Genomic DNA, 10,000 nt, shown 5'->3' with positions numbered 1-10,000 from the left:
ATGACGTGTTATCCGTTTTGGAAACACAATACTAAGAATATTGTAAATATAGGTTCAGCTGGCGGTTGGACAAAAGCAAGTACGGGTTATACTTTTAAAAACGCTTCCAAAAAATCGAAAGCTTTGGTTCAGTTTCTAAAATCAGAATCTAACTTTACAAAATTCCATAAAAAAGATAAATTTTGGTTTTATGATTCGTTGTTGTTGGATATTTTGAGTTCGAAAAACGAATTGGGTTCTAAAATATTTTCATCGATGTTTAAAAGTGGAAATTCAACTGTGATTTTCAAATTTTTAGATGAAGAAACTTCGTTTTCAGAGGATTTGCAAGTGATTTGGAGATGTCCGAAAATGATTTTTGTGAAAGCGCTGATTAAAAGACTATTTAAATCATGAAAAAAATCTTAATACTAATTTCAATAATTTACTTAATCGTTATTTCTTGTAAAAGTTCCTACACCAAAATTGGCGATAAGAATGCAAATTACATACCTTACTATTTAAAAGCATATGAGGCTGATAGTCTATTCTTGATTGGAAACTATCAACGTTCATATGAAATTTTAGATAGTTTGTTTAAAAAACACGAGCCTGTAAACATGGATAATGTGAATGAGTATTCTACCTATATTGCTTGTTGTGTAATGACCGGAAATACTGAGAATTTAGATTCAAAAATAAGACAAGGAATATTAAAGTATGGTAGCATAATAAGAAATCATCCAGAAGCAGATACGATTTATAATCGATTATCAAAAATAACAAAAGTTTCTAGAGACGAAATGAAATTGTTGGGTCAAAAATATAACAGAAAATTTAATTTTGAGTTAAAAAAAAGAATAATTAGAATGGAAGGTGAAGACCAAATGGCAAGAATTCCTTTTCTTGATTACAATAAAATGGATGAATTACAAAAAAAACACGAAAAAGAAATTGAAGAAATAATTGCTAAATATGGTTATCCAAATCATAATGTAACGGGATATATTTTAAATAAAAAAAATGAACCCGTTAGTTTTGAGGTAGTTTTTTTTCATCAAACGGCAGAAAATAAGAAAAAATATTTACCAATGCTTAGTAATAACCTTATTGAAGGAAAATTATCTCCTTTTGAGTATGGAAGCATCGTTGATAGAATTTACATTGACAATAACCAATTGTATTATGGAACATTTACAGGAGAAGTTCCTTTGATAAATGAGAAGAAAATTGATTCAATAAGAAAAACTATAGGATTGCCTTCATATGGTTATGAAGAATGGGCTTTTAAAAAAATATTTCCTAACTTAAAATAATCTTTATAATTTAATTACTTCAAACTATCCAATCATAACAAATCTTTATGAATTGGTTTTCTATATCAAGAGAAAAACTTTGTAACTTTGCGATTCGTTAACTTATAACAATATACATTATGTATCCAGAAGAAATGGTAAACCCAATGCGTGCTGAATTAACAGACGCAGGTTTTAAAAATTTATATACAGCAGATGACGTAAAAAACGCTATCAAAGCAGAAGGAACAACTTTAGTGGTAATTAATTCAGTTTGTGGTTGCGCTGCTAGAAATGCACGCCCAGGAGCGAAAATGAGTTTAGAAGGCGGTAAAAAACCTGCTAACTTAATCACGGTTTTTGCTGGAGTTGATAAAGAAGCGGTAGATGCAGCAAGAACTGAAATGTTCCCTTTTCCACCATCTTCGCCATGTATGGCTTTATTTAAAGATGGTGAATTAGTTCATATGTTAGAACGTCATCATATCGAAGGTCGTCCTGCAGAATTAATTGCTGAAAATTTAAAAGACGCTTACAGCGAATTTTGTTAAGATACTATGCTGGCATACAATAAAAACCACCAAAACATTGGTGGTTTTTTATTTTATAGCTTACTTTTGCTCAAATTGATTTTTATATGGAAAAAATTCTTTCATACCCACTATCAATAGTTTACTACATTCTATTTTTACTTTGGTTACTGATTTTTCATCCCATTCAATGGATTTGTTTCAATGTTTTTGGGTACAATGCGCATCGTTTAAGTGTGGCTTATTTGAACTGGTTTTTGGTTAGAACCGCACACGTTGTTGGTACTACCTATCATATTAAAGGAATGGAAAATGTTCCTGAAAACAAGCCTTTAATTATTGTTGCGAATCACCAAAGTTTACATGATATTACGACTATCATTTGGTTTTTACGAAAAGTACAACCAAAATTTATCAGTAAAATCGAATTAGGAAAAGGAATTCCAAGCGTTTCCTATAATTTAAAGCACGGAGGATCAGCATTAATTGACAGAAAAGATCCAAAACAAGCCTTACCCGAAATTAAAAAAGTAGCCGAATTAATTAACAACAATAACTACTCGGTTGTCATATTCCCAGAAGGAACTCGCAGCAAAACGGGAACACCTAAACCATTCGCAGTGAATGGCTTAAAAATGCTATACAAGTTTGCACCCGATGCTTATTTCTTACCCATAACCATAAATAATTCGTGGAAAATGACTAAATTTGGTACTTTCCCTCTTGGGTTAGGAACTCGTTTAGAATTCACCATTCATGAACCTCTAAAAATTTCAGAACATCCATTCGAAGAGATTTTAGAAAAAACAGAAACTGTAATAAAACAATATATAAAAAATTAACCCCTATGTCTATTCAAAATGTCCGTTTAGAAGTGATGCAATTTTTGGAAAAAAAAGTGGATCATTTCATGGAAGAATTCTTAATTCCTGTCGAAAAAATTTGGCAACCTACCGATTTATTACCTGATTCATCAAAAGAAAATTTCTTAGAAGAAGTAAAAGAACTGCGTGAAATCGCAAAAGATTTACCTTATGATTTTTGGGTAGTTTTAGTTGGTGACACAATTACCGAAGAAGCTTTACCTACATATGAAACTTGGTTAATGGATGTTGAAGGTGTTTCGCAGAAAGGAGAAAATGGTGATAACGGTTGGGCAAAATGGTTACGCCAATGGACTGGTGAAGAAAACCGTCACGGAGATGTTTTAAACAAATACTTATACCTTTCGGGAAGAGTAAATATGCGTGAAGTTGAAATTACAACACAGCATTTAATTAACGATGGTTTTGACCCAGGAACCGATAGAGATCCTTATAAAAACTTTGTTTTTACTAGTTTCCAAGAATTAGCAACTTATGTTTCGCACAATCGTGTGGCTCAAATGGCTAAAAAATTTGGCGATAAAAAACTACATAAAATGTGTAATTTAATTGCTGGAGACGAAATGCGTCATCACTTAGCGTATAGCGAATTTGTGAAACGTATTTTTGAAATAGATCCAAGTGAAATGATGTTGTCGTTTCAATACATGATGAAGAAAAAAATTACGATGCCAGCGCATTTGATTAGAGAATCAGGAGAAAGTATTGGAACTGCATTTGAAAAATTCTCAGAATCAGCACAACGTTTAGGTGTTTACACAGCGATGGATTATGTAGATATTCTAAAAAAATTGAATGAGAAATGGGAAATCGATAAAATTACCAATCTTAGCGATGAAGCTGAAAAAGCTAGAGATTATTTAATGAAATTACCTGAAAGAATGACAAGAATTTCTGAACGATTGGTAGTTCCTGCTGAAGGACAACTTTTTAAATGGGTACAACCTGCCTTAGTAAAATAACGTTCAAAAAATAAATTTAAGATTCCAAATTCGATTATGAGTTTGGAATTTTTTTTTGTAAATTAGAACCATGCAAATTATCAATAATACTATACTTTTTGTAAAGAATCAACTAACTCATGCTGAGGGCGGTCACGATTGGTTTCACATTGAACGAGTTTATAAAAATGCTTTATTAATTGCCGAAGGCGAAGAATGTGATTTAACCGTAGTAAAGCTTGGTGCACTTTTACACGATATTGCAGATTCTAAATTTCATGGTGGTGATGAATCCGTTGGACCAAAAACAGCAAGAACTTTTTTGGAATCCCAAAATGTTTCTGAAGCTATCATTTCACATGTGATTGCGATTATTGAAAACATTTCGTTTAAAGGCGGGAATTTCGAAAAAGATTTTCACTCAAAAGAATTAGAAATCGTTCAAGATGCCGATCGATTGGATGCGCTTGGCGCGATTGGAATTGCTCGTACTTTTAATTATGGAGGTTTTAAAAATCGACCATTGTACAATCCTAATATTCAACCCAATTTGAATATGAGTAAGGAAGAGTATAAGAATAGCGAGTCGCCAACTTTGAATCATTTCTACGAAAAACTTCTACTTCTTAAAGATAAAATGAATACCGAAACAGGTAAAAAAATCGCCCAAAAACGCCACGATTTTATGGTAACGTTTTTGAGTCAATTTTATGCTGAATGGGATGGACAGGAATAAAAAAGGAGATTGTTTTCACAATCTCCTTTTTTTTATAAAGTAACTTTTAGTAGTTGTTTTTTCTTGCCTTTTCGACCTATGAAATAAACAGAATTTTTAGAAAGTGCACCATCCGAAACCATAAATGGTACTTCATTTGCTTTATCATCTAAAATTTCTTGAAAACTAAAATTTCCATCTGGAGTAATTCTTATTACATTAAGATTAGATCTTTTAGTGCTTGTTTGACCAAATTGAATTCTATCGTTACTTAATTTCTTTACTTTTTCGCCTGTGTTGATAAAAAAGTACGTATCGTTTCCTTTAATAGTAGAGGTATACGAAATATAAGAATCATCTCCTCCTGTTGATTGACGCTTATTAATATTTCTAGCCCAAATAATGCTTCCATCATTTGCCATTTTTGCACTTACAATATCATCGTAATGATATACATATGTCCAATAACCGCCACCGCCATTTGGCGTCATATGATAATGTGACGTCATATAGTATTCTTCCGCATTAAAAACAATTTCATTTTGCTGTGTTATCAAAATACCTCTAAAAGATAAATTTTTCAATTCTTTATCTTTATTTTTTCCATATTTGTCAATCATAAATTGCTCAGTAAATGGATTGTATTTCGATTTACGAATTGCTAAAGTGATAGGGTCTAGTTCAAAATAACTAATTCCTTTAAAGCGATAATCTTTTCTATCAGAATAAAAACCAATACAGGTTAATTTATCTTGAAAAACAATTGTTTTTAATGATCCCGAAAAATGTTCATCAGTGTCAAAAACTTGTGTTGCTTGACCTTCATTACTAATTCTGGTTAACTCATACTGATATTTTCCACCTTCTTTTTTCTTCTTTTTCTCTTCTGTAAAAACCTTACCTAAAAGATATAGATTCTTTCCATCTTTTGAAACATCGATATTTTCGTATACAAACTTTTTATCTTTGATATCTCGTTTAAAATTGTGTTCAATATTTTTGTTCAACTTGTTGTCAAATAAAAATACTTTGTGTGTTTCTGTATTCTTATCTTTAATATCAATGGTAATGGCAAATGCTGTTTTGTCTTCATTAACTATAAAGTTTGTTCCTGAATCTCCATCAAATTGATTATCTCCAAACCATTGCGATTTCATTACATCTTCACTAGCGATTCTGAAAAGTTCTTTTTTATTAAATTTAAACTCATTGATGCTTGAAGTTAATGCTGAACAAACAAAAGCTTTATCCTTTGTATTATATACAAAATCAATTAAACTAACTTGATCTCCATTCATGATAACACCTAAAATTGAACCATATTTTTCAATATCAGAGCGTTTCATTTCATATTCATATTCTTTAATTAATTTCAAATTTGAATCGTAATGTTCAAAATAATATCCAGCTCCTGAGGAAAACAAACCTCCTGCATAACTTCTTACAATAAAAACACCGTCATTTCCGTCATCTTCAACCAAAACAATAGAAGAATGTTTGTATTCATCTTTAAAAACTTCACTTTTTATTATACTATTTGGAATTTCCTGAGCATAAAAATTAGTAATCGAAAGGCTTATAATTAAAACCGTTAAAAAAATTTTCATATTTATTAATTTAATTTATTTACCTGGAAACTCTGCTTTACGTTTCTCTAAAAACGCCGTTGTTCCTTCTTTAAAATCTTCTGTTCCGAAAGAAAGACCAAAGTTTTTAATTTCAACTTCATAACCGTTTGTACCGTCTTCAAAATTGGCATTAATAGCTTCAATTGCTTTTGCGATAGCAACACTTGAATTTTTTGTGATTTTTGTTGCAATTCCTGTAGCCAATTCTAACAATTCTGCTTGCGGAACAACATGGTTCACTAAGCCGTAGTTTTTAGCGGTTTCTGCATCAATCATGCCAGCAGTCATAATCATTTCCATAGCACGACCTTTTCCTACTAATTGAGATAAACGTTGTGTTCCTCCATAACCCGGAATAACTCCTAACGTTACTTCAGGTAATCCCATTTTTGCGTTATCTGATGCTACTCTAAAATGACATGACATCGCTAATTCTAGTCCACCTCCTAAAGCAAAACCGTTTACAGCTGCAATTACTGGAGTGCTTAAATTTTGCACAAAATCAAACAACAATCTTTGTCCTTCAGCAGCTAATTTCCCACCTTCTTCTACTGAAAAATTGGCAAATTCTGAAATATCGGCTCCTGCTACAAAAGCTTTTTCTCCACTACCCGTTACAATAATTGCTTTTATAGATTTATCTTCGTTTAACGATTTAAATCCATCGTGTAATTCTTGAATAGTTGCCTTATTTAAGGCGTTTAACTTTGTTGGTCTGTTAATCGTTACAATTGCAATAGCATCTTGTTTTTCAATAAGAATATTTTCCATTTTTGTTTGTTTTGATTATTTATTTATTGGGAAAGAAACCAAAAATTCAGTTCCCACATTAGGTTCCGTTTCAAAGGTAATCGTTCCGTTATAATTTTCTATAATATTTTTAATAATGGCCAAACCAAGTCCCATTCCGCTTGATTTTGTAGTGAATTTTGGTTCAAAAACGCGTTCCTGATTTTCTTTTGAAATTCCTTTTCCGTTGTCTTTTACTGCAATTTTAACCTCGTTATCTTGTCTAAAAACGGTAACAAAAACCAATTTATTTTCTTGCTCTTCTGGTATGGCTTGAATAGCATTTTTTACCAAATTCGTAATCACACGAATTAATTGTGTTCGATCTAATTTGGCAATAATTTCGTCTTCCAATGCTGAAAACTGAATGTAATCTTCATTAAAAATTTCTAGCGCCATTTTTACAATTCGAACTACATTTAACGTTTCATTCTGTTGTGCTGGCATCGTTGCAAAATTTGAAAAAGCACCCGCAACAGCCGTCATCGTATCAATTTGTTGTAAAATAGTTTTAGTATAATCGTCTAATTTTTGGGTTATATTTGGATCATTGGGGTCAAATTTTCTTTGAAAACTTTGCACAGTTAATCGCATTGGTGTTAGTGGATTTTTGATTTCATGTGCTACTTGTTTTGCCATTTCGCGCCAAGCTTGTTCTCTTTCACTTTGAGCTAAAATCGTAGCACTTTCTTCTAACTTGTCAACCATAGTATTATATGATTTAATCAACAAGTTGATCTCTTTACTTCCATCTTCAATTACAATTTTCTCATTGCGTTGATTCAATTGTGTTTCTTCAATTTTATCGCTAATAATCTTCAACGATTTTGTAATGTAACTTGATAAGAAGTAGGAAAGAATAATTGAAATTAAAAACATGAAAATATACACCTGTCCAAATCGAATTAAGAAATTTTGAACTTCATTATCGTAAAACTCGGTGTTTTCTTCATATGGTAAATTTAAAATCCCCATGGGTTTAAACTTGGTATCCTTTAAATAAGAGTAAGAAGAACGAAACGATTGACCGTCAATTTTTGAAAATTCTATGTAACGTTTATCCAATGAAGATTGAATAATTTTTAATGTGGATGGATTGATTTTAGGTTTGTCTTTATCAAACTTAAAAATAGCTTTTGACGAAATTAACAGTTTTCCTTTCAAATCGAAAAAATTAATTTCCATACTATGAATATCCGCTAATTCAAAAATTTTATCTTTAAAAATTAATGGAATATTTTCTGTTGTAAGTGGATAAGTAGTGGTTTGAAGCACATAATTAATATGCTCTGCAATAGCAGCTTCTTTTCTTTCTAATCGATCTTGGTGGTATTCACGTGCTTCTTTTCTAAATTGATAAATAGAAACTGCAGCAATAAGAACAGATGCAATTAACGTCAAGAATATCATGGAAAGAAATATTCTTACACGCAAGGAAAGGTTCTTAAAGTTTAATATTCTATCCATTCGTTGTGCTAAAATTTAGCTGTTATTTTTTTCTCGGATTTTCTTGTATAATTTAAATCCTAACATTAATAGAATTGAAAAAGTAAGAATACCAACAACTCCAAAAATCCAATTAATTGCATTCTTTAAAATTACTAAAAAAACTACAGCAAAAAGAATAATAGTAGCACCTTCGTTCCAAATTCTAAAAAAACTTGATGTGTGTTTTACCTCATTTTTTTCTAATTGTTTAAATATTTGGTGGCATTTTAAATGATACAAATACAATAAAAACACAAACGCTAATTTTACATGCATCCATGGTTGGGTTAACCAAACCTTACCTACTTCAGTAAAAAACAACATCCAAAAAGCAAAAATACTTGCTAAAACAGCACTTGGCCAAGTAATAATATACCACAAACGATATTGCATTAATTGATATTGTTTAATCAATATGTCTTGTTCAGGTTGTGGTTTTTGTTTAGCCTCTGCGTGATAAACAAATAATCTAACAATATAAAACAACCCAGCAAACCAAGTAACAACAAAGATTAAATGCAACGATTTTATGTAATTGTATAATTCCATTTATATTATTTTTGAAAAGCCCATTGATCAATCCAACGGCTCATGGTTTTTACCCAATCTTCACTATCGTTTAAACATGGAATGGATAAGAAATTTTCACCTCCGTTTTCTTTAAAACTATGTGCTGCTTCCATTCCAATTTCTTCTAAAGTTTCTAAACAATCCGATACAAAAGCTGGAGTTACCACTGCTATATTCTTAATTCCTTGTTGTGCTAAACCATCAATAGTAGCGTCTGTATAAGGTTGCAACCAAGGATCGCGACCCAAACGTGATTGAAATGATGTGCTGTATTTTCCATCTTCTAAACCTAAAAATTCGGCCACTTGTTTAGTAGTTTCATAACATTGATGACGGTAGCAGAATTCATGTGCTTTTGAAGGTGTATTACAACAACTTCCATCTATTTTACAATGCGATTTTGTTACATCTGATTTTCTAATATGACGCTCTGGAACACCATGATACGAAAACAATAAATAATCTGATTTGAAATTATCTAAAGCCGTTTTAATGGAGTTAGATAAATCACGAACATAATCGGGTTGGTTATAAAAAGCTGGAAGAACCGTGAATTCCATTTTTGGGAATTGTTTTTTGCGAATTTCTTCGGCTAATACTAAAATAGTTTCAGTTGTTGCCATAGCAAACTGAGGATACAATGGAATTAACAAAACCTCATCAACCCCTTGATTGTGTAATTCTTTTAAACCAAATTCGATACTTGGATTTCCATAACGCATGGCTAAAGAAACCGGAATACTTACTTGTTCTTGAACTTTATTTTGTAATCGTTTTGATAACACAATTAATGGTGAACCTTCTTCCCACCAAATTTTTTTGTATGCTTTAGCTGATTTTTTTGGACGAGTATTTAAAATGATTCCTTTTACTAGTAAGGCTCTAAGTAAATAAGGGACATCGATAACGCGTTCGTCCATTAAAAATTCATCTAAATATTTTCTAACATCTTTTGGCTCAGGGCTATCCGGTGAACCTAAATTAATTAACAGTACTCCTTTTTTCATTTTCTTTTTTTTATAAAAGTAATCAATCTTATTTTTAAGGAAAGTTTTATATACGTTTTTTATCTATGATACGATTTACAAAATCAATATAATTGAACTATTCAATATTAGCATTCAAATTCATTAAATATTTTTTAGGTGTCGTACCAAATTTCTTTTTAAAAGCAGCAATAA

11 protein-coding genes are annotated in these 10,000 nt (G+C 31.1%); 6 read left to right on the top strand and 5 right to left on the bottom strand.

Annotation, left to right across the window (positions count from 1 at the left end; all coding sequences use genetic code 11):
• The 6 genes from LDL23_RS02415 to LDL23_RS02390 all read left to right on the top strand — a co-directional run.
• Window positions 1-396, top strand: a 396-nt coding sequence (locus LDL23_RS02415; protein WP_291264286.1) for a lycopene cyclase family protein, incomplete at its 5' end; no start/stop codon positions are given.
• The gene (locus tag LDL23_RS02410; RefSeq protein ID WP_291264285.1) at window positions 393-1,295 is read left to right on the top strand and encodes a hypothetical protein; all 903 of its coding nucleotides are present in this window, start codon (window positions 393-395) and stop codon (window positions 1,293-1,295) included. The genes LDL23_RS02415 and LDL23_RS02410, both read left to right, overlap by 4 nt.
• A gap of 119 nt (window positions 1,296-1,414) precedes the next feature.
• A complete protein-coding gene (locus LDL23_RS02405) occupies window positions 1,415-1,825 on the top strand; it encodes a BrxA/BrxB family bacilliredoxin (protein ID WP_291264284.1) in 411 nt (136 codons plus the stop codon).
• 86 nt (window positions 1,826-1,911) lie between these two features.
• On the top strand, window positions 1,912-2,646 hold the full coding sequence (locus LDL23_RS02400; RefSeq protein ID WP_291264283.1) for a 1-acyl-sn-glycerol-3-phosphate acyltransferase: 735 nt from the start codon (window positions 1,912-1,914) through the stop codon (window positions 2,644-2,646).
• Between the two features lie 5 nt (window positions 2,647-2,651).
• Window positions 2,652-3,650 carry an acyl-ACP desaturase gene (locus tag LDL23_RS02395; RefSeq protein WP_291264282.1) on the top strand — a complete coding sequence of 333 codons (999 nt, stop codon included), beginning with the start codon at window positions 2,652-2,654 and terminating at the stop codon, window positions 3,648-3,650.
• A 70-nt stretch (window positions 3,651-3,720) separates the two neighbouring features.
• On the top strand, window positions 3,721-4,365 hold the full coding sequence (locus LDL23_RS02390) for an HD domain-containing protein (RefSeq protein ID WP_291264281.1): 645 nt from the start codon (window positions 3,721-3,723) through the stop codon (window positions 4,363-4,365).
• Between the two features lie 32 nt (window positions 4,366-4,397).
• Here the strand turns inward: LDL23_RS02390 and LDL23_RS02385 are convergent, their stop codons facing one another.
• The 5 genes from LDL23_RS02385 to hemH all read right to left on the bottom strand — a co-directional run bounded on the left by LDL23_RS02385 (window position 4,398) and on the right by hemH (window position 9,826).
• A complete protein-coding gene (locus LDL23_RS02385) occupies window positions 4,398-5,951 on the bottom strand; it encodes a hypothetical protein (protein WP_291264280.1) in 1,554 nt (517 codons plus the stop codon).
• Between the two features lie 15 nt (window positions 5,952-5,966).
• On the bottom strand, window positions 5,967-6,743 hold the full coding sequence (locus LDL23_RS02380; RefSeq protein WP_291264279.1) for an enoyl-CoA hydratase-related protein: 777 nt from the start codon (window positions 6,741-6,743) through the stop codon (window positions 5,967-5,969).
• Between the two features lie 15 nt (window positions 6,744-6,758).
• The gene (locus LDL23_RS02375; protein ID WP_291264287.1) at window positions 6,759-8,171 is read right to left on the bottom strand and encodes an ATP-binding protein; all 1,413 of its coding nucleotides are present in this window, start codon (window positions 8,169-8,171) and stop codon (window positions 6,759-6,761) included.
• 72 nt (window positions 8,172-8,243) lie between these two features.
• A complete protein-coding gene (locus LDL23_RS02370; protein ID WP_291264278.1) occupies window positions 8,244-8,798 on the bottom strand; it encodes a CopD family protein in 555 nt (184 codons plus the stop codon).
• 5 nt (window positions 8,799-8,803) lie between these two features.
• Window positions 8,804-9,826 (bottom strand): ferrochelatase, encoded by a 1,023-nt coding sequence (gene hemH / locus LDL23_RS02365; protein WP_291264277.1) that lies wholly within the window; start codon window positions 9,824-9,826, stop codon window positions 8,804-8,806.
• Window positions 9,827-10,000: the final 174 nt, after the last annotated feature.

It is taken from the genome of Flavobacterium sp., assembly GCF_020217025.1.
In the GTDB taxonomy this organism is placed as follows: Bacteria; Bacteroidota; Bacteroidia; order Flavobacteriales; family Flavobacteriaceae; genus Flavobacterium.
This window is presented reverse-complemented; position numbering and strand designations above follow the sequence as displayed.